This window comes from Acinetobacter ihumii (assembly GCF_900625095.1).
GTDB classification, from domain to species: Bacteria; Pseudomonadota; Gammaproteobacteria; order Pseudomonadales; family Moraxellaceae; genus Acinetobacter; species Acinetobacter ihumii.
The window spans coordinates 2,826,193-2,850,454 of sequence record NZ_LR130760.1; the positions used below are offsets into that span (position 1 = coordinate 2,826,193).

At 37.7% G+C, this 24,262-nt stretch carries 19 protein-coding genes; 14 read left to right on the forward strand and 5 right to left on the reverse strand.

The window, feature by feature from the left end; translation table 11 throughout:
• The first annotated feature begins 57 nt into the window (after positions 1-57).
• From E0D95_RS13325 to E0D95_RS13355, 7 genes are all read left to right on the forward strand, one after another.
• The gene (locus E0D95_RS13325; protein WP_078388742.1) at positions 58-1,788 is read left to right on the forward strand and encodes a class I SAM-dependent DNA methyltransferase; all 1,731 of its coding nucleotides are present in this window, start codon (positions 58-60) and stop codon (positions 1,786-1,788) included.
• Positions 1,778-3,181 carry an AlbA family DNA-binding domain-containing protein gene (locus E0D95_RS13330; protein ID WP_130804372.1) on the forward strand — a complete coding sequence of 468 codons (1,404 nt, stop codon included), beginning with the start codon at positions 1,778-1,780 and terminating at the stop codon, positions 3,179-3,181. Before E0D95_RS13325 ends, E0D95_RS13330 begins: the two co-directional genes overlap by 11 nt.
• Positions 3,178-4,596 (forward strand): restriction endonuclease subunit S, encoded by a 1,419-nt coding sequence (locus E0D95_RS13335; protein WP_130804374.1) that lies wholly within the window; start codon positions 3,178-3,180, stop codon positions 4,594-4,596. The genes E0D95_RS13330 and E0D95_RS13335 overlap by 4 nt, the downstream gene beginning before the upstream one ends.
• A gap of 8 nt (positions 4,597-4,604) precedes the next feature.
• Positions 4,605-5,201, forward strand: coding sequence for an anti-phage protein KwaA (gene kwaA, locus E0D95_RS13340; RefSeq protein ID WP_130804376.1), 597 nt, complete (start codon positions 4,605-4,607; stop codon positions 5,199-5,201).
• Positions 5,191-6,156, forward strand: coding sequence for an anti-phage protein KwaB (gene kwaB, locus E0D95_RS13345; RefSeq protein WP_130804378.1), 966 nt, complete (start codon positions 5,191-5,193; stop codon positions 6,154-6,156). The genes kwaA and kwaB overlap by 11 nt, the downstream gene beginning before the upstream one ends.
• Before the next feature lie 57 nt (positions 6,157-6,213).
• Complete coding sequence (locus E0D95_RS13350) at positions 6,214-9,318, forward strand: type I restriction endonuclease subunit R (protein ID WP_130804380.1); 3,105 nt, start codon at positions 6,214-6,216, stop codon at positions 9,316-9,318.
• Between the two features lie 562 nt (positions 9,319-9,880).
• On the forward strand, positions 9,881-10,105 hold the full coding sequence (locus E0D95_RS13355; RefSeq protein ID WP_130804382.1) for a hypothetical protein: 225 nt from the start codon (positions 9,881-9,883) through the stop codon (positions 10,103-10,105).
• A gap of 27 nt (positions 10,106-10,132) precedes the next feature.
• Here E0D95_RS13355 and E0D95_RS13360 read toward each other — a convergent pair whose 3' ends face one another.
• Positions 10,133-11,704, reverse strand: a complete 1,572-nt coding sequence (locus tag E0D95_RS13360; RefSeq protein WP_130804384.1) for a sensor domain-containing diguanylate cyclase — start codon at positions 11,702-11,704, stop codon at positions 10,133-10,135.
• A gap of 255 nt (positions 11,705-11,959) precedes the next feature.
• Between E0D95_RS13360 and E0D95_RS13365 the strand changes: the two genes are divergently transcribed.
• From E0D95_RS13365 to E0D95_RS13385, 5 genes are all read left to right on the forward strand, one after another.
• Positions 11,960-13,228 carry a sensor histidine kinase gene (locus E0D95_RS13365; RefSeq protein ID WP_130804386.1) on the forward strand — a complete coding sequence of 423 codons (1,269 nt, stop codon included), beginning with the start codon at positions 11,960-11,962 and terminating at the stop codon, positions 13,226-13,228.
• A 72-nt stretch (positions 13,229-13,300) separates the two neighbouring features.
• A complete protein-coding gene (glnE, locus tag E0D95_RS13370) occupies positions 13,301-16,048 on the forward strand; it encodes a bifunctional [glutamate--ammonia ligase]-adenylyl-L-tyrosine phosphorylase/[glutamate--ammonia-ligase] adenylyltransferase (protein ID WP_130804388.1) in 2,748 nt (915 codons plus the stop codon).
• A gap of 26 nt (positions 16,049-16,074) precedes the next feature.
• On the forward strand, positions 16,075-17,001 hold the full coding sequence (locus E0D95_RS13375) for a branched-chain amino acid transaminase (protein WP_130804391.1): 927 nt from the start codon (positions 16,075-16,077) through the stop codon (positions 16,999-17,001).
• Between the two features lie 73 nt (positions 17,002-17,074).
• On the forward strand, positions 17,075-17,974 hold the full coding sequence (locus tag E0D95_RS13380; RefSeq protein WP_130804393.1) for a mitochondrial fission ELM1 family protein: 900 nt from the start codon (positions 17,075-17,077) through the stop codon (positions 17,972-17,974).
• 40 nt (positions 17,975-18,014) lie between these two features.
• Entirely contained in the window at positions 18,015-18,782 is a 768-nt protein-coding gene (locus tag E0D95_RS13385; protein ID WP_431830750.1) for a polysaccharide deacetylase family protein, read from the forward strand.
• A gap of 49 nt (positions 18,783-18,831) precedes the next feature.
• Here E0D95_RS13385 and E0D95_RS13390 read toward each other — a convergent pair whose 3' ends face one another.
• Genes E0D95_RS13390 through E0D95_RS13400 form a run of 3 tightly spaced genes read right to left on the reverse strand, consistent with a single transcriptional unit; the run spans position 18,832 to position 21,323 of the window.
• A complete protein-coding gene (locus E0D95_RS13390; RefSeq protein WP_130804397.1) occupies positions 18,832-19,653 on the reverse strand; it encodes a glycosyltransferase family 32 protein in 822 nt (273 codons plus the stop codon).
• Positions 19,654-19,700: 47 nt separating this feature from the next.
• The gene (locus E0D95_RS13395) at positions 19,701-20,636 is read right to left on the reverse strand and encodes a glycosyltransferase family 2 protein (RefSeq protein WP_130804399.1); all 936 of its coding nucleotides are present in this window, start codon (positions 20,634-20,636) and stop codon (positions 19,701-19,703) included.
• Positions 20,637-20,639: 3 nt separating this feature from the next.
• The gene (locus E0D95_RS13400; RefSeq protein ID WP_130804401.1) at positions 20,640-21,323 is read right to left on the reverse strand and encodes a hypothetical protein; all 684 of its coding nucleotides are present in this window, start codon (positions 21,321-21,323) and stop codon (positions 20,640-20,642) included.
• Between the two features lie 135 nt (positions 21,324-21,458).
• On the opposite strand from E0D95_RS13400, the gene E0D95_RS13405 reads away from it, so the two are divergent.
• Both E0D95_RS13405 and E0D95_RS13410 read left to right on the forward strand, forming a co-directional pair.
• Entirely contained in the window at positions 21,459-22,247 is a 789-nt protein-coding gene (locus E0D95_RS13405) for a glycosyltransferase family 25 protein (RefSeq protein WP_431830751.1), read from the forward strand.
• An 89-nt stretch (positions 22,248-22,336) separates the two neighbouring features.
• A complete protein-coding gene (locus E0D95_RS13410; protein ID WP_228258863.1) occupies positions 22,337-23,350 on the forward strand; it encodes a capsular polysaccharide synthesis protein in 1,014 nt (337 codons plus the stop codon).
• 33 nt (positions 23,351-23,383) lie between these two features.
• On the opposite strand, the gene E0D95_RS13415 is transcribed toward E0D95_RS13410, so the two are convergent.
• Positions 23,384-24,241: a family 6 glucosyltransferase gene (locus tag E0D95_RS13415; protein WP_130804405.1), complete on the reverse strand. Its 858-nt coding sequence runs from the start codon at positions 24,239-24,241 to the stop codon at positions 23,384-23,386.
• Positions 24,242-24,262: the final 21 nt, after the last annotated feature.

Consider the following 24,262-nt stretch of genomic DNA (forward strand, 5'->3'; position numbering starts at 1 on the left):
CATTGTTTAACATTAAGTATAAAACCAAAGCGGTTGATCTTGGATTGAGGAAATAAAATGCATTCATTGGAACAAAAGTTTCTAAATGACTTAGATGACAAGCTTTGGAAAGCCGCCGATAAATTACGCAGCAGTCTGGATGCCGCTAACTACAAGCATATTGTTTTAGGACTGATTTTCTTAAAGTACGTATCAGATGCTTTTGATGAACGGCAATCTGAACTCAAAGAATTGTTTGCACAAAAAGACGATCACAACATCTATTACATGCCGCGTGATCAGTACGACAGCGAAGAAGAATACCAACAGTCTATTGCTGATGAACTAGAAATACTGGATTACTACCAAGAAAAAAACGTATTTTGGGTGCCAAAAGCAGGCCGCTGGTCAAATATCCGTGATGCAGCCGCTTTACCAATTGGCTCAACCATTTGGCAGGATGAACAAGGTACAGATGTCAAACTGCGTTCTGTATCCTGGCTGATTGACAATGCCTTTGATGCAATTGAAAAAGCCAATCCAAAGCTTAAGGGTATTCTTAATCGTATTGGACAGTATCAGCTGGACAATGACAAGTTACTTGATCTGATCAATACTTTTTCTGACACCAGTTTTACTAATCCAGAATATAACGGTGAGCAACTCAGTCTGCACAGTAAAGATATTCTTGGGCACGTCTACGAATACTTTTTAGGACAGTTTGCTTTGGCTGAAGGCAAGCAAGGTGGGCAGTACTACACGCCTAAAAGTATCGTCACCTTAATCGTTGAAATGTTGCAGCCTTATAAAGGTCGTGTGTATGACCCTGCAATGGGTTCAGGTGGATTCTTTGTATCCAGTGAAAAGTTCATTGAACAACATGCACAGGAAAAGCGTTACAAAGCGTCTGAACAGAAAAAGCATATTTCCATCTATGGTCAGGAGAGCAACCCGACCACATGGAAACTGGCAGCCATGAACATGGCGATTCGCGGGATTGATTTTAATTTCGGTAAAAAGAATGCAGACAGCTTTTTAGAGGATCAGCATCCAGACTTGCGTGCCGATTTTGTCATGGCTAACCCACCTTTTAACATCAAGGATTGGTGGCATGCTTCTTTAGAAAATGATGTGCGTTGGAAATACGGCACGCCACCGCAAGGTAATGCCAACTTTGCTTGGATGCAGCACATGCTGCACCATCTATCACCTACGGGCAGTATGGCATTGTTACTTGCCAATGGTTCGATGAGTTCCAATACCAACAATGAAGGTGAGATCCGTAAGAACCTGATCGAAGCCGATCTGGTGGAATGTATTGTCGCATTACCGGGACAACTGTTCACCAACACGCAAATTCCAGCCTGTATTTGGTTCCTAACCAAGGACAAAAAGAATGGCTTGTCTTTAGATAAAAAGAAAGCCAACCGTGAAGGCAAGACCCTGTTTATCGATGCCCGTAATTTGGGCTACATGAAAGATCGTGTGCTACGTGACTTTACCGATGCGGATATTGCTAAAATCACCAATGCTTTACATGCTTGGCAACAAGGTGAAAACTTTGAAGGCGAAGCGTATCAAGATGAGAAAGGTTTCTGCTTCTCTGCTGAGTTAAAAGATATTCAGAAGCATGACTACGTACTGACTCCGGGACGTTATGTGGGTGCAGTCGAGCAGGAAGATGATGGCGAGCCATTCGCTGAGAAAATGTTACGTTTGACTGCTCAGCTCAAAGAGCAATTTGCTGAAAGTGCGGTCTTGGAAAGTGAGATTAAAAAGAATCTAAAGGGCTTGGGCTATGAGTTCTGATCATCCTTTATTGCAAGAAATTCAGAAGGGTGAAAGTCAAACCCTTGAATTTAAAGAGCAGTTACCGAAAGGGCAACAGGTCGCAAAGACCCTGATTGCTTTTGCCAATACCAGTGGTGGTAAATTGGTAGTGGGTGTAAGTGATGATCGCCAACTCGTGGGTATTCAAGATGATATTTTTGAGTTGCAAGATCAGATCACTTCGATGATCAATGAACTCTGTATGCCCAACATTCTGCCGTATATTTATATCGAGAATATCCAAGGCATGGAGTTGCTGGTGATTGAAGTCAGCCGTGGTTCATTGTTGCCTTATTATCTCAAGCCACAAGGCAAGGCACAGGGAACCTATATCCGTTTGGGTGCAAGTAATCGTGTGGCATCGCCTGAGTATATCCAGCAACTTGAATTGCAACGTCTGAACCAAACTTTTGATGAACAGCCGAATCCACAATACAGTTTAGATGACATTGATTTACAGCCTTTAAAGCAAGCCTTTGCTGATCTGGGTAAAGAGCTGTCTTTGCAGAAAATGCGTAATCTTAAATTGATCATTCAGCAGAATGGACAGGATTACCCAAGTCATGGGTTACTCATTTTGTTGGGGCTTTATGAGCAGGTTGAGATCAAATGTAGCCGCTTTAAAGGCACGACCATGACAGTGTTTTTGGATAAGAAAGAATACCGTGGAGACTTATTTAGTCAGTTGAAGCAAACAGAGCAATTCATCAAAAACCATCTGCATCTACGTGCTGAAATTTTAGGGTTACAACGTACAGAAAGTTATGAAATCCCCATTCCTGCAATTCGTGAAGCCTTGGTGAATGCAGTGTTGCATCGTGACTATAGCAATGCAGGGCGTGATATCAAGGTTGGCATTTATGATGACATCCTGAATATTGTATCCCCGGGTGGCTTGCCCAATGGTCTGACTGAAGAAGATTTGGCTCAAGGTCGTTCAGAGATTCGTAACCGTGTTTTGGCACGTGTGTTTAAAGAGCTGGGTTATATCGAGCAGTGGGGCAGTGGTATTGCCCGTATTAAAGATCTGTGTTTGCAGGCAGGTAATGCCGAACCTCAATTGAAAGCGCAAGGTGATTTTGTCGATTGGGAGTTTTACCGTCCTTCGATTGAGCAATTAAGTGGCTCAATAGGTGGCTCAATAGGTGGCTCAATCCAAAATACTATGCTGACAGATCGTCAAAAAGAGATTTTAGTTTTAATTCAACAGAACCCGAAAGTTTCCTATCGCTACATGGCAGAGCAGCTAGGGATTAATGAGTCAGCAGTGAAAAAGCATCTGAACCATTTAAAAGATGCAGGTTGGCTTGAGCGTGTTGGTGGTACTCGTGGCTATTGGGCGATTAAGAAAGAATTTGGGGGTGCGGTGTGAGTTTTACTCTACGTTTGTTTTGGGAAGCTGCGGGCGGTAATGTGCCTGAGCATTGGGAATTTAAAACAATAGATGAGTTATTAGAGCATCCGAAGGCTATATCAGTTGGTGTGATGTATCCGGGATCTGATACGGATGGTGGTGTTCCTTTAATTAAGGTTTCTGATGTTAAAAATGGAGCAATTGCATCACGCCCTTCATTTTGTATCAGTAACAAAGTTGATGAAGAGTATAAAAGGACTCGTTTAAATGGTTCGGAGCTTTTACTGACATTAGTCGGTAATCCCGGCGATTGTGTAATCGTAACTGATGAAATGTGTGGCTGGAACGTGGCTAGAGCATTAGCTGTGATTCGCCTCAAAGATACCCAATTGCGGTCTTGGATACGTTATGTACTGGCAAGTAAGCCCGCACAACATTTAATAGAAGCTAGATTAAATACCACAGTTCAAAAAACCTTGAATTTAAAAGATGTACGGGAAATTGGTATTCCAATTCCTCCTAGAGAAGAACGTGATTCAATAACAAAAATAATTGATTCAATTGAGAAAAAGACATTACTTAATACGCAAATAAACCAAACCCTAGAATCCATTGCTCAAGCCATTTTTAAAAGTTGGTTTATCGACTTTGACCCTGTGCGTGCCAAAATTGCAGCTAAGCAGGAAGGAAAAGACGCTGATTTTGCTGCGATGTGTGTTATTAGTGGCAAGAGCGAAGAAGAGCTTAAGCAAATGTCTGAAGATGATTTGGCTGAATTGCGAGCAACTGCTTCGCTATTTCCTGATGAGTTGATGGAAAGTGAGTTAGGGGAAGTGCCGAAGGGTTGGGATGCAACAGCTTTAGGAAATTTTCTTGAAATTAAACGAGGTGGCTCCCCTAGACCAATTCAAAACTTTATGGCACCTACAGGATATCCATGGGTTAAGATTGCTGATGCAACAGCTGATCCTTCGCCTTTTTTATTTAAAACAAAAGAATTTATTATAAAAGAAGGGCTGAAAAAAACTGTTTATCTCAAAAAAAGTTCGTTAATATTAACAAATAGTGCAACACCCGGATTACCTAAGTTTTTAGAATTAGATGCATGTATTCATGATGGATGGTTATATTTTCCTCAAAAAAAACATTTTTCAGATAATTATTTATATTTCTTATTCTTAAAATTAAGAACTCAACTAGTTGCTCAGGGTAATGGTAGTGTTTTTACAAACCTAAAAACAGATATTTTGCGTAATCAAGTTGTTTTAGTACCAACTAGAGAGGTTATTGAAAAATTTGATCTTCAAGTTGGCAAGATATTAGAAATGATGAAAACTCAGTGTATTCAATCCAGTAACTTATCTGATTTGAGAGATACCCTATTACCAAAACTATTGTCGGGTGAGCTAGATGCTACTTTATTAAAAGAATAGGCAACGTTATGGCAAGAACAAATACTCGTAGGAAGGTAGATTTATATATCCTATCTTTAGGATTGTTATTTCTATTTTTTATAATAATGTCGATTCATTTCCCTGATGAATCTTTTTTTTTGAAAGATTTTAAATCATGGAATGAGTTAATATTAAAAAATATTTTGACCATAATTTCGCTCTTAGCTTTGATATATTGTTTTGATGCCTACAAAAAATTTGACTTTGATTTGAAAGGAACAACCGAGATTCCTTTTGAAATAAGAAAAATTGATGATGCTAATTATGAGCATTTAACATTCTTGGCTACATATGTAGTTCCTTTGATTAGTTTTAATTTTAGTGAAGGGAGACAAGTTATCGTGCTAATACTTTTATTGGTGGTTATGGGAGCTATATATGTTAAAACTGATCTTTTTTATGCTAATCCATCACTAGCACTTTTGGGATTTCGTATATATCGGGCAAATGGTAATTTTAAAAATGGAGAAAGAGAGGGAATAATTTTGATAAGTAGAACTAAAATGAAAGTGGGGACTAAAGTTTCATATATAAAACTAGATGATAGAATTTATTTTGTAAAAGGCTTAAAAGATGAATCTTAGTGAAGTTCAGGAATCAGTTCGGTATTTTATTGATAATTATGAAAAAATTGGGGTTTCGGTTTATGCTATTCTAAAAGATAGAGGGAGTACAGATCCTGTTAAAGTTGATATTGAATCAGATGCTTTAAAGGGCTTAAAAAAACTATTTATTCAAAGTATAAAAGAATGCGTATTCGATAATGAAGATCTAACAGTATTAAATCTTTCTAGTTCGGATGAGCGTTTAAATGCTCTTTATATATATGATTTAGAGAGGCCAGATGAACTTAATACATTACAAACGGTAATTGCTAATGATGAATTGCCACTACTAAATTTAACTCAACATGACCTTTCTTCTATAAAAGCTTTATTAATAGAGCTAGGTAATGATGAAAATCAGATAGTCTTATATAAAACTTTAGCGCAAGTGAATGTGTTTAAACGTTCAGGCTTGTTTTTGAAAAAGTCAAAATCTCGATTGGAAAAAATAGACGATGAATTTTTACGCATAAGTTCAGGTTTTCAAATGTTGCAAGTAAATAACACTCTATTAGTTGTTGATTTGCAAACTATAGAAAAAAGTTTTGGGTTCCATGACGTAATTAAAAAAGAAGCAGCAGTAGGTGTTGCTGCATTAAAAAACATGAATTTAGTTCAGAATCATGAGGTTTTGTCTGAGTTGCTTGATGATATCAAATATGCAAGAAGATTCACTAAAATTGCAAAATCCTCTCCCGTATTGAAATCAGGAATCCCTAATAACGAAATTATTCAATTTTGCCAAACCTTTCCCACTCTGACAGGAAGAATTCGTTTTAATGATGCTGCTGATAAAATTATATTAGATACTAAAGTTTCCAAGGATTTATTTATTCAATTGCTTATGGATAATTTTCTTACCTCAGAGCTGACCAAGTCTTATTATGCAAGTGTAGCAAAAGATAGTATTAATAAAGTTGTCATAAGTAATTAGTCAAAAGATATAGCTAAAATTATAGGACTATTTAAGTAATATTTATCGGGGATTGCCATGAACGAAACACAACTTGAAAACTTATGCCTTGACTGGTTTGCTGAAAATGGTTGGGAAGTCATTCATGGTATTGATATTGCGCCTGACAGCAGTAATCCCCTACGCAAAGACTATAAACAAGTCTTAATTGAATCAGACTTACATGCTGCATTTGAACGATTAAATCCGCATCTTCCCATAAATTGTTTTGAACAAGTCTTACAAAAGCTGAATCAACCTGAAAGTTTAGATATTGTCACCAATAATCGCGCTTTCCATCGTATGTTGTTGGAAGGTGTACCTGTCACGTATAAGAAGCAAGATGATTGGGTACATGACCATGCCTTCTTAGTGGACTTTAATCATGTGCATCAAAACCGTTTTGTTGCGGTCAATCAATTTACTATTCTAGGTACTAAACAACCTCGACGTCCTGACATCATCTGTTTTATCAATGGTATTCCGTTTGCCGTGTTGGAGCTAAAAAGCCCAACCGATGAAAATGCAGATATCTGGGATGCCTTTAACCAGTTGCAAACTTACAAAGAAGAAATCTCGGATCTGTTTGTATTTAATGAAGCTTTGGTAGTCAGTGATGGTGTAACAGCACGTGTCGGTTCACTGACGGCGAATCAGGAACGCTTTTTACCGTGGCGTACGATCAAGAATGAAGATGATAAACCCGTTTTAGAATGGGAGTTAGAGACAGTTATTCGAGGCTTCTTTGATCGAGAATTGTTCCTGGATTACATTCGATTCTTTGTGTTGTTTGAAACAGATGGCGAAAAGACCATTAAGAAAATTGCAGGCTATCATCAATTCCATGCGGTTCGGGAAGCGGTACATGCGACCATTGCAGCAGCCAATCCAACTGGGGATAAAAAAGCCGGTGTTGTATGGCATACCCAAGGCTCGGGTAAAAGTATCTCCATGTGTTGCTATGCAGGTAAACTTTTACAGCAGCCCGCTATGCACAACCCAACCTTGTTAATCGTGACTGACCGTAATGACTTGGATGGACAGCTCTTTGAAACCTTTAGCAATGCTCAAGAATTATTAAAGCAAACCCCAGTACAAGCCAATAACCGTGATGAGCTAAGACAGCTTTTGGCTGAGCGTGAGTCTGGTGGAATCATTTTTACTACAGTACAAAAGTTTGCATTACTGGAAGGTGAGAGTGAGCATCCATTATTGAATGGACGCCATAATATTGTTGTGATGTCAGATGAAGCACATCGTAGCCAATATGGTTTGAAAGCAAAACTAAACAATGATGGCACATACAAGTTCGGCTATGCCAAGCACATGCGTGATGCTTTAAAGAATGCTGCTTTTATTGGCTTTACTGGAACTCCAATCTCAAGTGAAGATAAAGACACCCGAGCCGTCTTTGGCGACTATGTCTCCATCTATGATATTCAGGATGCCGTCGATGATGGTGCAACAGTCCCAATCTACTACGAATCACGCTTGGCAAAGTTAGATATTAATCAGGCTGAAATCGAAGAGCTATCTGATCAAGTTGATGAGGTTGTAGAAGATGAAGAATATGTTGGTAACCGAGAAAAGACTAAAAGTGAGTGGAGCCGACTAGAAAAGCTGCTGGGTGCCACACCACGGCTGAAACAGATTGCTGCGGATTTAGTCGCACACTTTGAAGCTCGTACTGAAGCGACGGCGGGTAAAGGTATGATTGTGACCATGAGCCGAGAGATCTGTGTCCACCTTTACAATGAGATTATTGCCTTACGTCCAGATTGGCATGACCCTGATCCTGAAAAAGGCAAAATCAAAATTGTGATGACGGGTTCAGCTTCAGATAAACCATTATTACAGCCGCATATCTACAATAAGCAAACTAAAAAACGTCTTGAGAAACGCTTTAAGGATGTCAAAGATCCTTTGCAGTTAGTGATCGTGCGCGATATGTGGCTCACAGGTTTTGATGCGCCTTGTACGCACACCATGTATATCGACAAACCGATGAAGGGGCACAACCTCATGCAGGCTATTGCACGTGTGAACCGTGTCTTTAAAGATAAGCAGGGTGGACTAGTTGTTGACTATATCGGCATTGCTAATGAATTGAAGCAAGCCTTAAAAACCTATACCGATGCCAAAGGTAAAGGGGAACCAACATTACGTGCAGAAGAAGCTTATGCGGTTCTTGCTGAAAAGATGGATGCGATACGGGGAATGTTTGCCAAAACCAATGAACAGGTTGGCATGGATTTAAGTGCTTATGAAACTCAGGCACACCGACTGATTATCCCCGCAGCTAACTATGTGCTGAGCTTGAAGGATGGTAAAAAGCGTTTTCTTGATTTAGTCCTGGCAATCAATAAAGCCTTCTCTTTATGCAGCACCTTGGATGAAGCGAAGAACCTGCACAAAGAAATTGCCTTTTACTCAGCCATTAAAGCGGTCATTAGCAAGCATACCTCTGTAGATCGTAAACTGTCGCAAGCGGAAAAGGACAGTACGCTAAAACAGATTCTGGATAATGCTGTCATTGCTGATGGGGTAACAGATGTCTTTGCAATGTGTGGTTTGGATAAACCCAACATTGGCTTGCTTTCAGATGAGTTCTTAGAAGATGTAAGGCAGATGCCATACCGTAACTTGGCAGTTGAACTGTTGGAAAAGTTACTCAATGATGGCATTAAGGCAAAGACACGAAACAATGTGGTACAGGAAAAACGCTTCTCTGACCGTTTGCAGGAAACCTTGAGGAAATACAATAACCGAGCGATTGAAACGTCTCAGGTCATTGAAGAACTCATTCAAATGGCAAAAGAGTTTCAGGCAGAAATGCAGCGTGAAGCTTCACTTGGCTTGAATCCAGATGAAATCGCTTTCTATGATGCTTTGGCAAACAATGAAAGTGCTGTCAGAGAGCTTGGAGACGATACGTTGAAACAGATCGCACGAGAGATTACCGAAAAGCTCAGGAAGTCAACGACCGTCGATTGGCAGGTTAGGGACAGTGTCCGTGCTCAGCTGAAAATATTAGTACGTCGTACTTTACAGCGTTGGAAGTATCCACCTGATAAAGCAGCTGAAGCGATTGAGTTGGTGATGAAGCAGGCGGAGACTTTGTCGAATGCTTGGACGTGTGCTTAACTAATAATTCGATTGAAAAATTGGTAAGCATTTGGCTTGCCAATTGTTTTTTACACCAAATTTACGCCATTAAAATTTATAATAATAATAAATCATTGTTTTTAAATAGTAATATTTATTTGTTTGTCCAATCCATCATCGGGGCAACAGAAATACGCGGATTCTTAGAAGTTGTAGTGGAAGAAAAATGGGTCATTAAAGATCATGCCTTAACATCAGCGTTGGAAAGTTTGCGATCACAGTAAATTTGAGGTTAAAGAATGAAAATGAAAAAGCAAATAGGCATATTTAATCATTACATTTCTAGACCTATAAATCGATCGAAACATGGTCAAACAGAATTTAAATAGATTTTAGCATAGAAATAAAATTGACGTTGAATCACATACAAGTATATGGATGTTATCTCTTATGAATGTAAATTGCATACGATTCTAATCCGATGCAGATCGACCCTGATGTTACATATCCATACATTGCCATAAAATCTAACAACTCGAATATTTTATCGACCATAAACTATGCTATACAAAATAAAAGGACGAAATTAGATGTGAATATTATGGAAACACGTGAAATTATGGTCAAGGATCAATTTGATCAAACATATACAGCCGTCGCAACTATGAAGGCGCAACAGCTTACACCAGAAGGGCAACCTTTAAGCCTGTACCAACGGGTTGAGAAAATTGAAGTTGAAAATGAAAGTATTCTGCCTTCAACTGAATTGTTATTTGAAAGTCAGCATTCCAATCGAATTTATAAAATTGTTAGCGAATCCACTTGAATTGAGCCTTAGGTTGCGAACATCAATTTAAATTTTGACACGGTTACGACCTTCAGCTTTCGCCACATACAATTTGTCATCTGCAAGTTTAAATACACGACTTATCTCATTGTCTGAGATTGGCCAGTGGGCAATCCCTATTGATACTGTAATGGTGCCAATGTCTTCGATCTTAGTATTTGCGATAGTCTGACGAATACGTTCAGCCAAATGATATGCATTATTTAAATCTGAATTTGGTGATAACACAATAAATTCTTCTCCACCAATACGACAGCAGGCATCAATATCCCGAGAGTTTCTTTCAATGGTCGTGGCAATATTTTTAAGTACAAGATCGCCTGTTTCATGTCCATAAATATCATTAATACGCTTAAAATGATCAATATCGATAGAGATGACGGCAAAGGGAGTTCCGGATTTTTGGAACTCGTCCAAAAATAATCGCATACCGCGTCGATTATAAAAACCAGTTAAAGGATCTGTATTTACATAAAAATTAAGCTCTGAAATTTTTTCTTTAAATTGCTGTGAACTTAAAAGTAGTGACAATTTAAATTTTAGTACTTCATAGTACCAAGGCTCTATTTGCTTAATTTTTTGATCAGTTTCTACACTATTTAAATGACTTGCCATTTTGGCAAGTTGTGCGAGAGGGTTGGAAATTAAAAAAGAAATGCGCCAAACGATGAAAAAAATGAATACATAAAAGAGCAGCATACCTGCAATAATTTTGACAATAATTGAGGATGCTTGTGCCAGCAAATCACGTGTCGGTTGCTGCGAAACCACAATCCAGTCTGTAGTTGGAATATGAGCAAAGCCCGCTAAATTATCGATACCTTGACTATTGATCAGGCGAATTTTGCCATTTTTCTCAGTCAAAATCGTTGCTAATCCCGTATTATTTTTAACCTCTTTCCCGATGAGTTGTTGATCGGGATGGAAAATAATTCGTTGATTACTGTCAATCACATACATATAACTATTTTTATAACGGTATTTAATTGTGAGTAATTCATTTAAAATATTATCCGATTTTAAATAGATCGCTGCGCCAATAAAACCTAGATAACGACGGTTTTGGTCAAAAACCGGTTGCGATAAAAAAACGATCAAATTATTTTTGACTGAATAATAAGGGGGTGTCACAACCGTCTTTTGCTGTGTAAGCGACATTTTAAAACCGAGTGTGGTATTGACGACATTTTTATTAAGTTGAAGTTTTTCCGGCGCAAAACTTAAGATGTTCCCGTGACGATCAGAAATAATCAAACTATCAAAATAATTAGACTGAAATTTAAGACGATTGACTTCTGCTTGGCGGATCTGATCATTATCAAAAGCTTGACCCAATACATGAGCACTGTAATCCAGTTCTTGTAACATCGATTTAAAATGGCTATTGGTGCCTCGTGCAATTTTGGAAGCATATTCCATGTTGACTGAAAGTGAATTTTCAATGAGTTGATTTTTTTGAATATAATAATTGACCAATAATGAAATGATGAAGAGACTCAAGACACTAAAAATGGCCAGAAATAAAATTAATTTGCGTAAATTAAGTTGTAGAGAATAGATAATTTTTTTGAAAATCATGAACTAAAAATAATATCTGCTTTTGATGCTTATGTTATATTTTTTGAACAATTTAATCGAATAAAAAATGCAAAATGAGATAAAAACAACAGAATTTATTTATTGCCTGATAAATCGTTTAAATTCAACGCCCGATTACATTATTGCGTTTTGTTATTGATTTTTTGTGAAAAATTTGCTAAATGTAAGTGGTGCAATTTGTTTTTTATTTTTATCTTCTATTTCATAATAACCATAACAATGATGAGGCGGACCATGAGTTTACAGTTGTTAGAGCTTGATCAAGCAGATCAGCTAAGTGCTTGCCGCTTATCGCTACTCCTTGGTCTAAAAAGTGAGCATAATCTGATTCAACAGTTTTTAGAATTTGGTAAAAACTTGATAGGGGCTCAAAAAGCAATTTTATGTTTCCACGAAGAATCTTATTTTTGGCATCATGCTGAAAGTAAAATTCACGCAGTACTCAAGTTGCAAAAACGTAATAATGCGCAGTTTTTTAAAGATAAAGTTTTTATCGATCAAGAACATCCGCATTATATTGATTTTTCAGCCTATATGAATGAGGGTGGAGTAGAGCATCATCGTATTATTGCCCTCAATATTTTAAAAAATAACGAATCCATTGGCATTGCTTTGTTTTTTGACCAAGAAGATCAACCATTTGAGCCGCTTAAGATCTCAATGCTAGCCGAGCATGGGGTTAATTTCTCGCGTTATATTGAACTGAAATATAACCATGAAATACTCAATGAGTTATATGAACAGCAATGTGCCTTAAATTTCAGTAAAACCAAATTTTTCTCGATCATTTCACATGATTTGCGTGCGCCTTTTCATGGCTTGTTGGGCTTTTCGGAAGTGCTTGCCAAAGAGCGTGAGAGTCTGGATGAATCCAGTGTGCAGAATATCGCAGACTATCTGTATGATACGTCTCAATCGACCTATAACTTACTCGAAAGTTTATTGGAGTGGGCGATGGCAGAAGGTGGGCGTTTTGTGTATCACCCAATTAATTTTAATCTAAAGCAAGCGACTTCGATTGTTATTAACGTCCTGAATACCTTGGCAATTAAAAAGAAAATTGCATTGGTTGATCAAGTTCCTGATGATCTAAAAGTTCATGCAGACATTAATATGATTACCTCGGTCATTCAAAACCTGGTGTCCAATGCCTTAAAGTTCACCAGCCTAGGCGGGGAAGGTTATGTCGCATTACGAGCCAATCATGGTGAAAATGGTATTGAAATCTATGTCGAAGATAATGGCTTGGGCATGACCGAGCTTCAGATGTCTACCGTTTTTCATCCTAGAATTACTGCAAGTTTAAGAGGCACTGATGGTGAGAAAGGTGCTGGTCTGGGATTGACTTTATGTAAGAGATTTATAGACCTGAACCTTGGACAAATATCTGTCAGTTCTAAAGAAGGACAAGGGACAATATTTAAAGTGGTTCTACCTTGTGCTACAGATGTCGGTGAAGTCTTGATTGAACAAAAAGATAGCGGAGATCTTACAGTCACTTAAATCGATTTCCCTAAAACCACCTGTAACTGTTATAACGATATATAAATAAAAGTTAAATGTTGCAGGTGAATGATGAATATTGAGCAATTGCATAAGACCTTAAGAGCCAGTCAATACGCAGAACAGGTATTGGGTTTACATCAAACGGCTTTGGAGCAGGATTATGCGATTGACCAATTTAATCAGCCCTTAACAACACAAGCTATTTTTCAATGTGTTGAGCAAGAACTCAAAGAGATTCAGGATGAAAGTCAGTGGATGCGTACTTTACGTATTCTGCGCGCGAAGCTGATGTTTCGATGGATCTGGCAGGATGCCAACCAACTCACTAATGTCGTCACCCTCACTCGCGAACTTTCTGATTTTGCTGATGCATGTATTGGTGCAGCTAAAACTTTTGCGCTGCCTGCTTTATTGGCCAAACATGGTGAACCTGTTGGATATGATGGTCAAATTCAGGACTTAATTGTAATTGGCATGGGTAAACTAGGCGCACAAGAACTGAATTTATCCAGTGATATCGACCTGATTTTTGCTTTTGATGAACAAGGTGAAACCAATGGGCGTAAGTTGATTGATGTTCAGCAATTTTGTATTTTATGGGGACAAAAGCTGATTTATTTACTCGATCATATCACCGCAGACGGTTTTGTGTTTCGAGTCGATATGCGCTTGCGACCATGGGGAGATGGTTCAGCACTGGCTATTAGTCATGTGGCTTTGGAAAAATATCTCATGCAACATGGACGTGAATGGGAGCGTTATGCATGGATTAAGGCACGTATTATCTGTGGCGGTAAACGTGGTGATGATTTATTAGATATGACACGCCCTTTTGTATTTCGCCGTTATGTCGATTATTCCGCTTTTGAAGCCATGCGCGAAATGAAAGTCATGATTGAGCGTGAAGTAACTCGTCGTAATATTGCCGATGACATTAAATTGGGAGCGGGGGGGATCCGTGAAGTTGAATTTATTGTGCAGGTATTTCAACTGATTTATGGCGGTTCAAAGCGCGAGTTGCAGGATCGGCAATGTCTGGTCAGTCTGCATCATTTGGGGCAGGTCGGTTTGCTGGATTCGCAGGCCGTGATTGAACTTGAAGATGCCTATTTATTTCTCAGACGAGTTGAACATGCCATACAGGCTTTAAACGATCAGCAAACACAAATGTTGCCTGTTGAGCCTGATTTACGGCAACGTATGATTGATACTTTAAATTATGAGTCTTGGGATGCATTTTTAGCTGTATTAAACGAAAAACGTGGACGTGTCAGTGACCAATTTAAAAACCTGATTCAGGATGAGGTTGCATCTCCTGTCGAAACTGAAAGTCAACTGGAACAACGATTGAATGCCGTGCTAGATGAATCTGCACAAAATTTAATTTATGAGTTTTGGCATAGTAATGCCTTAAAAAAATTACCCGCTAAAGCCATTGAGCGTTTAAAAGATTTTTGGCCGCATTTGATTGAAGCGATACTTCAGTCCGACAAACCGCAAGTGGCACTGACACGTCTAATGCCCTTGGTGGAGTCAGTCATGCGTCGCACAGTCTATCTGGTCATGCTCATGGAAAGTCGTGGTGCCATGCAGCGTTTGGTGAAAATGGCAACCGTCAGTCCATGGATTTGCGAAGAGTTAACCCAATATCCAGTGTTGCTGGACGAATTTTTGTCGATGGATTTTGAATTACCAAAACGACAAGATCTGGAAGATTCTCTGCGTCAGCAATTATTGCGAATTGAAATTGATCAAGTGGAAGATCAAATGCGGGTGCTGCGATTATTTAAGAAAAGTAATGTACTGACGGTCGCCGCAAGTGATGTACTGGCAGAAAGTCCATTGATGAAAGTCTCCGACGCACTAACGGATATTGCTGAAGTCAGTGTGATTGCCACTTTAAATCTGGCTTATCAGGCGGTGGTAAAACGCCATGGTTTTCCACTGGATGCTCAGGGACAACGTTGCTCATTCGAGCATAACGGTTTTGCTGTGATTGGTTATGGCAAAGTGGGTGGAATCGAATTAGGCTATGGATCCGATCTGGATTTGGTATTCATTCATTATTTTGATGAACAGGCTGAAACTGATGGTCAAAAAGCCATTACAGGTTTTGAATTTGCAGTGCGTGTGGCGCAAAAATTTTTATCGCTTATGACCACGCAAACGCTGGATGGCCGGGTGTATGAAATTGATACCCGATTACGGCCTTCAGGTGAAGCCGGCCTACTTGTGACGAGCCTTAAAGCATTTGAACAATATCAATTTAAAAATGCATGGTTATGGGAACATCAGGCTTTAGTCCGTGCACGTTCCATTGCAGGTGAAGCAACTTTGCGCCAGAAGTTTGAAGATTTACGCTGTCACATATTGACCCAACCACGAGATGAAAAACATGTACAGGAAGAAGTGCTTAAAATGCGCCAGAAGATGAAAGATCATCTGGGCTCTTCGACTGAACAAAAAAAACATGGGATTTTTCATTTAAAACAGGATGCAGGTGGTATCGTTGACATCGAATTTATGGCACAGTATATGGTGCTTGCATGGAGTGGTGCGAATCCTGATCTCGCCCATTTTTCCGACAATGTAAGAATTCTTGAAGATGCTGCTCAAGCAGGCTGCTTATCCAGTGAAGATGCCACAGCATTGATACACGCTTATCTCAGTGAACGAGCCGAGAGCCACCGTTTAGCCCTTGCAAATCAATCCATGCAAGTCAGCGCTGCGGACTGGCGCGATACCCGCGAGGTCGTTTGCAAGTTATGGCAAAGATTAATAGATCCAGCGTCAACGGTGATGCTGGAGAGTGAATGATTGTGTAAAAATTTGGAGTGTGTGCCATGAATTTGGCTGATCGTGATGGTTTTATTTGGCAAGATGGACAATTGGTTGACTGGCGTGATGCAAAAATCCACGTCTTAACTCATACGCTACACTACAGTATGGGTGTCTTTGAAGGTGTCCGTGCCTATGAAACACCTAAAGGCACTGCAATTTTCCGTCTTCAAGACCACACTAAACGCTTGCTCAACTCTGCAAAAATTTATCAAATGAAAGTTCCATTTGATCAAGCAACTCTTGAACAAGCGCAAATTGATGTGGTACGTGAAAATAAACTGGCTTCTTGCTATTTGCGTCCTTTGATCTGGATCGGTTCTGAAAAACTTGGAATTGCGGCGACTGACAATACGATTCATGCTGCGGTTGCTGCATGGGGGTGGGGTGCTTATTTGGGCGAAGAAGCAATGGCACAAGGTATTCGTGTTAAAACCTCTTCGTTTACTCATCACCATCCAAACGTGACCATGTGTAAAGCGAAAGCTTCTGGTAACTATACCTTGTCTATCCTTGCGCATCAGGAAGTAGCACATTCTGGTTATGATGAAGCGATGTTGATGGATCCACAAGGCTATGTTTGCCAAGGTTCTGGCGAAAACGTATTTTTGGTCAGAGATGGTGTGTTACATACTCCAGATATCGCAGGTGGTGCGCTGGATGGGATTACCCGTCAAACCATTATTACCATTGCCAAAGACCTAGGCTATGAAGTAGTTGAGCGTCGTATCACCCGTGATGAGTTTTATATTGCCGATGAAGCGTTCTTTACTGGAACTGCGGCTGAAGTGACGCCAATTCGTGAATATGATGATCGTCAAATTGGTGAAGGTCGTCGTGGCCCAATCACCACGATTATTCAAAAAACATTCTTTGATGCCGTTCAAGGTAAAAATCTAAAATATGAACACTGGTTAACTTACGTTAAATAATTGAATCAGTTAAGATGAAAGGCGAAACAGGTGTTTCGCCTTTTTTTTGTGCTTGTGATATTGGGAAAATAAAATGCATATTGTATATGTGAGTGATGCGAAGGCAGGACATCGGTCACAGGCTTTAGGTTTATATCAGGCCATACATCGGCAAAATTCCAATTCAAGTTTTGAAGAAATTCAGTTAGAAAAACTACCCTTGTTGTCGCTTTTTAAATGTCTATTTAGCCATCAAGTGGATGCAATTCGCCAAGCTCCTGATTTTATTTTTGGGGTGGGTTCACATACCCATTTTCGGGTTTGGTTATTGGGAAAAGTGTATCCTCAAGCCAAAACGGTAATCTTGATGAAACCCAGCTTGCCCATTCACTGTTTTGACTATGCGGTAATTCCTGAGCATGATGGGATTGCTGCATCAGAGCGTGTGATTGTGACTCAAGGTGCGCTTAATCCAATTGAAAATGAACATCGTCATCAAAGCAATCGGATTTTGATTGCGTTAGGTGGTCATTCAAAACGACATCAATGGAATGAAGACAAAGTTTTAAGCTCGATACAGCACATTCTTGAGCAGAATCCGCAATGCCAGATTATCTTAACCACATCGCGCCGAACTCCTGAGCATTTTCTGGATTATTTAAAACAACAAATTGATGTAAAGCAATTACAGATTTTTCCTGTTGAGCAAACGCCACAAGGCTGGATTTTTGAGCAAATGCAACTGGCAGAAACAGTCTTTGTAACAGAAGATAGTGTGTCGATGATGTTTGAAGCATTGACCGCAGGGTGTCGGGTAGGCGTGATTGCAATGGATCGATTAAAACAGGATCGTATTACTCAGGCAGTTGATGCCTTAATTCAGGATCAAATTGTTGGTACACAGACCATTGTTGCACAACTTCCACCGCAACAGACTTTTAAAGAGGCAGAACGTGTGGCAACATATTTATTGAAATCTTATTCAGGTCAATGATGTGATTTATCTTGCTTTAGTCTTTGTTTTAGCAGTGATTATGTTCAGTTATAAATATGCATGGTGGAAGCCAGCAATAGACTGGAAGCGACCACGTGTTTTGATGTATCACATGGTGAGAGAACATATTGACGGCGCGAAGTTTAATAAATTGCGCGTTAAACCTGCTGAGTTTGATAAGCAAGTGGCGTGGATGAAAGAACAGGGATTTCATTTTGTCACCATGCAGGAGCTACAGCAAAATTGGGGTAAACATCCTGATAAAACAGTTGCGATTACTTTTGATGATGGTTACTTAGATAATCTGGAACATGCTTTCCCGATTTTAGAAAAATATCAAGCCAAAGCCACCATCTATGTCGTGGTCGACCGACATGAGCGTGATTGGTCAACTTATAAAAAAGCACATCATAACAGTGGCGAGCTGGCGCGAGAGCCTAAACTTAGTGATGAACAAATTCAAGTTTTAGCAAAAAGTGGTTTGATTGAAATTGGTTCGCATACTTTGACACATGCCAACTTAGCTAAACTGAACGATCAGGAATGTTTTGATGAATTGCTTCAATCCAAGCAACAACTAGAACAGATGACAGGGCAACAGGTGACCAGTTTTGCTTATCCATTTGGAATCTATTCACAACGCGATGTGGAAATTGCAAAACAGGCAGGCTATTTAAACGCGGTCACAACGATTGAGGGAATTGATGCAGAGCAGCCTGATTTTATGCAATTAAAGCGTATTAAAGTTAGTGGAAAAGATTCCATGTTTGCAGTGAAGCTTAGAATGAAGCTAGGGAAACGTGCATAACTCACGTTTTCTTAACGCTTATCAATGTAAAAAATTGAATCATCAAAATTTATCTTTTAAATATTTCTGAAAATTTATCCTTTTTGCTTTTCACTTTTTTGGGGTGTAACAGAAATAACCAGCCAATATAGAGGTAATGATGGATCAAGCCTAATCTCACAATGGGTTGAAGCTGTTGAGAATAATGATTTTGATTCACTACGGCTGTATCGGCATTTTTATAAACCAGACCGATATCCTGAGAAAATCGTACATATCTATAACTATTTTTTTGATTTTTAATTAATTTTTCTATTGCAATGGAGTAGGGAACAGGCCCTGTTGTATTTAAAACACCCTTGCGACCGACATGATATTTTAAAGGTGAATAATGTTGCAGGCGGTTAATCACTTCGTCAATAACAGCTTTAAGAAAGGGAGATTTTTCTTTGGCAATAATATTCCATTGCTGATATTCCCCATGCGCTAAATGCTTAAGAAATTTACTTTTTCCATATCCTTCATATTGTTGCCCTTTTTCATTTTCCCATCCACAGACAATAAATTCATCTTCTGCTGTCAGGATCGAATTAAACGGCTGAGTACATGAACTTTTGAGATCCAGATAAATCCCACCTTTTTGATATAACAGTAAATATCTGAATAAATCAGAGCGCGCGGCGGCATAGCATGGGTTAATCGATAAATACAGATCAAGCATTGTTTGATCATAATATTTCCGAATAAATTCTAAAATTGTCGATTCATCGTAGAGCTGATAGTCCCAATCTGGATTCCGTTCCCGAAGCTGTTGTATAGACTGTTGGATATTTTCAGGAATGTTAGCTTCGCCTTGTAAATAAATTTGATGAATTATTTTAGGAATCGACATTTTTTACTCTCGATGAACAGCATTCATTAGTATTTTGCTTAGCTCAATTATAAATGTGGGCGACGTACACGATCGAGCATGCTGAAATACTGCCTTAATTCCGTATGTCGAATATTCCACCATTTTTCTGGATTATATTTTGCGAAAACATAGAAAATAAACTCTTTAATACTCTTACGATTAGTGACTTTTAGGCTTTTCCAGTAGGTCGATAGCGCTTTTTTTTGTAATAGCATTTTTTGTTGTGGATTGAGATTGTGATTCATTAAAAAGTCATCAATCGTAAAAAACATATCATGATGCTGCTGATTTAAGTTTTGTGAAAGTCTATTTTTACCACGAATTTGCTTGGTTTCATTTTCATCCAGAATCACAAAGACAGTTGGTGTCTCGGTAAAGAGTAATTTTTTAGCAACCATTCCGAGTTCAAGCGCAAGAGATTCATCCTGAATAAATAGGGTGGGATTACAACCTTTGGATTCTTGCCACAAATCACGGGTGCACATCACGCACATTTCCATAATATTATGCTGAATCATATAGGTGAGAGGCTGTTCTACAGTCATTGTGGATATTTCTGGGAAATGATGAATTTCGTTTAAATCATGAATTTTGACTTTGTTTCCGTAGAATAAATCACAATTTGATTCCTGCATTAAGGTCATTATTTGTTTGAGACGCTCAGGTGCAAGCACATCATCGGCATCCATAAAAAAAATATAGTCTCCTAATGCTAAATCTGCACCTTGATTGAGCCGATTTGCAGGTCCTAAGTTGTTGCTATTTGTAATAATTTTTACTTTCTGATAGGTTTGTTCTAGTGTGTTGGAAAATTCAAGCCAAGAAGGATCAGTCGATGCATCATCTACAATAATAATTTCAAGTAAATCAGGCTGCTCAGGTTGCAATGAGTCAATCGTACGTTGTAATAGAAGTCCTTTATTGAAATGCGTTAAGACCACTGAAATACGAGGTGAAGACATAGACTAATTCACTTGCTTATATTTAAGCGTTTTATTTAACCATAAAAAGAAAGTTTTGAGCGGTCCTGTCATACTGTTGGTTGCCAAAAACTGCACCTGTACATGAGAAATATGATATTTACGACAAAAAAACATACGATGATGACCCTGATGTAATTTATCTTTTACCCCTAGACCACGGCATAACATAATGGCCATAGGATAGTTTTTATCATATCCATGCAGTCGAAAAGATTCATCAATCTCATTAAATCTGGATTGTCTTTGATCTTTAGGCACGCCCCATTTGTTTCGATCACTATAATTATAAGCCGTTTCTTCGGTCTTTAAATTTCGCTCTAAATGATTATCAATGATATCACTCAGATAGATTTCATAGCTGTTGGAAGAATAATCCAGATATTTTTTACGAATGGGTTTGAGTAATGCAAAAAAAGAAAGTTGTGGTGCACGTTGCCTAAAAATAATTCGTGTTGGAATGTGGGTCTGACCTTGTTGAAGCGCTTGAATCAACTGATCTCGCCCACGAACAAGTTTATCTGTAATTTTTAGCTTTTCCTGACCAATAAATAAAACCACCTTGTCACTATATTCATCTGGAATGTTGATATCAGATAAGTCATCAAGAGCGAGTAACTCATTAATTTTAATATGATAAATTTCAGATGAAAAGCCAAGATCAGACATAAAAACAATGTATCAGATGTAAAAATATTTAGCACCCATCTTACTTAAAAAAAAACGATCAATCCATAACAACAGATCATTATTATTTCTTGATCAGTTACTTTATAATTATCGGTATCATAACTTTGCATTTCGATGAACAACGTGAAAAAGTATTTAATTAGCATTGAACAGCCTGAAAGTCCGAGGTTAACTAACTTTTTTGCTCAGTCTACTTTTTCACGATATCAATCAGAGTTTATTCAATGCGGTGTGATTGGTGCAGATCTCCCCACTAGGGAATATTTTAAGTTGGCTGTAGCTGGTCGAAAAAAACCACTGAGTCCTGCTGAATTAGGTTGTACATTATCTCATCTGGAGGCACTGAAAAATTTTCTATCAACAGATGAGAAATATGCCTGTATTTTTGAAGATGATGCAATTTCTTTAAAGGATTTTGATTTAAATTCACTTGAAACCGAAATCTCACAATTAAATCTGAAGGAATGTTTCTTTTTTAGTCTTGGCGGAATACAACTTAAAAGTAATCAGCGTGTTCGAGGTACACTCCTTGATCAGCAAATCAATGAAAAACAAATCCTTCAATTACACCCACTTTATTTTGGACGTTTTTTCTATACTTATGCATATGTCGTAGATAGAAAAATGGCTGAACTGTTACTTCAGTACCATCAACCCCCTAAAGGTTGTGATCATTGGTCTCAAATCACAAATTACGACCCAAACTGTAACTTCTATGCGACTTTCTTATTTGATCATCCTGAATTGGATCAAATTGCTACGGGTCAAAGTTATATTGAACAAGAACGACAGTCTATTGGTCTAGAACAGAGTAAAAATAAATCATTTTTTTTAAGGTTAAAAATTTCAATTTTAAAGAAATTTTATAATATTTTTTTAAATCAATATAAAAAAATAAATTGAAATTAAGCCTATTGGTTGGGTTGACGTTTTAAGTTCATTCGCAATGAAATGCTTAAATTTTTATGGAGATGATTGTGGTGGATAATTTTATGATTTCAGAAGAAAAATGTGCAGATGTGATGTATCTATTTTCAGAAGACTCAGCTCAGACCAAACGATTAAAACGCTTAAAAAAACAACCTTGGCGTACTTTTTATTCTACATTCACTACAAAAAAATTCCGTAAAGCTCAGGCAAGAGAGGCAAATCTTTTACAAAAAAAACATGTCGCACGACAATGGGATTTTTTTATCGATCAATATCTGGCAGGTCAATTAAATCACTTTAAATTAGAACCTAAAATCAATTTAGGGAATGAAAAAATCATTTGGCAATATTGGGGGCAGGGAATCGAATTAGCCAATGAAAATGAAACCGTTCAATTATGTTTTGCTTCAGTAGATAAATTTAAAGGTGATTATAAAGTTATTCGACTTGATGAAAACACCATAAAAGATTATTTAGATTTACCTGATTTTGTCTGGGAAAGAAAGCAAAATCCTTACTTTAAACCAGCTTTTTTTGCAGATTTAATCAGATTGGCTTTGCTAGATATATATGGTGGTATCTGGATTGATGCTACAATTTTGTTAACAAATCAAATTGATAAAAATATTTTAAATCAAGATTTTTTTATGTTTCAAAGAAGTGCTAATGCTGAAAATAAAGATTTTTGGATTGCATTTAACTCAGATTATTTTGGTTGGAGTGATGAACATTTTGTTAATATACTGAATAGCTTTATTGTTGCAAAAAAAAATAATGAAATTATACATACATGCCTAAATATAATGTTGAACTACTGGAAGACACAAAAAGATATACCGCATTATTTCTTTTTTCAAATTATGATGAATGAATTACTTAAAAAAAATACTTTTAATGTAGATATGTTGATTTTAGATGATACTTTACCACATTTACTACAAACGAAAATGAAAGAGCCGTTTAACTCAAATGGATATGATCGTATATTAAAAGATACGAATATCCATAAAATTAATTATATCAAAGAGGCGGATGAAAATTCATATTTTTATCAATTAAAAAATCTTCTAGGCTAGGTTAAGTTTAAAACAACTTTTTAATTGGTTGTTTCATAAGAGAAAAGATTTAATATATTGTTTTAGTCTAAAAGCATACCTCTTTTTATGTAAACTTTTAGTTTTAAGCCAATCATTTTCAGTTATTTTTTCGTTGGTTTCACTACGAAGGTAGGCATGTCCACCAAAGCGGAAATGACTTTTATCAGAGAACATAATTTTTGCTGATTTTTTCCAGTATTCAGTTTCACCCCGAGTAAAATATGCAGGTAATATTTTTATATCTTCTCTATTAAGTGCATATTTGTTCAAATGGCTTTCATCATGCCATAATGCGATAACATTATTTTCTAAATCAATTTTTGTATTTTTGTTGAGTGTTTCACACATATTTAAATAGTCTTGGCATCTCCCTCCATTCAAGGCACCTGTGAAATAAAATTTTCCAGAATTGTAATCAATATAGGCAGTACTTTCAGGATTTCGATCGTAGGTGAATTTATCGATACGTTTATGAAAGGAATGAGGCTGTAGTGCGAAAATTAAGTTTTCATCTTGTTTTTCTGGTAAAAACTCTTTAGAGGTTACTTCTTTTACAATCTCAGTATTTGCATTAAAGAAGAAAACAAAATCATATTCTTTTAATTTATCTTTTTGTGATAGAAAAATTTCAAATCTCATTAAAGTATCATATGGCCAACCGAGCTTTTCTTGCTGAATATAAGTGACATTACTGAGATTACTTTTATTTAATAAGGCTGCATCATCGGTAAAAACGAAATAATGTTTTTTATTGGATCTAAGTAAATTTTTTTCTGCTGATTCATAAAAGTGTTGCCAAAAAACAGTATATCGTCCAGTCGCAATATAAAGTATTGCAATTGAAGCTTGATTGAGATCAGTATTTAGCATATATGAAAATTTTTAGAGTCA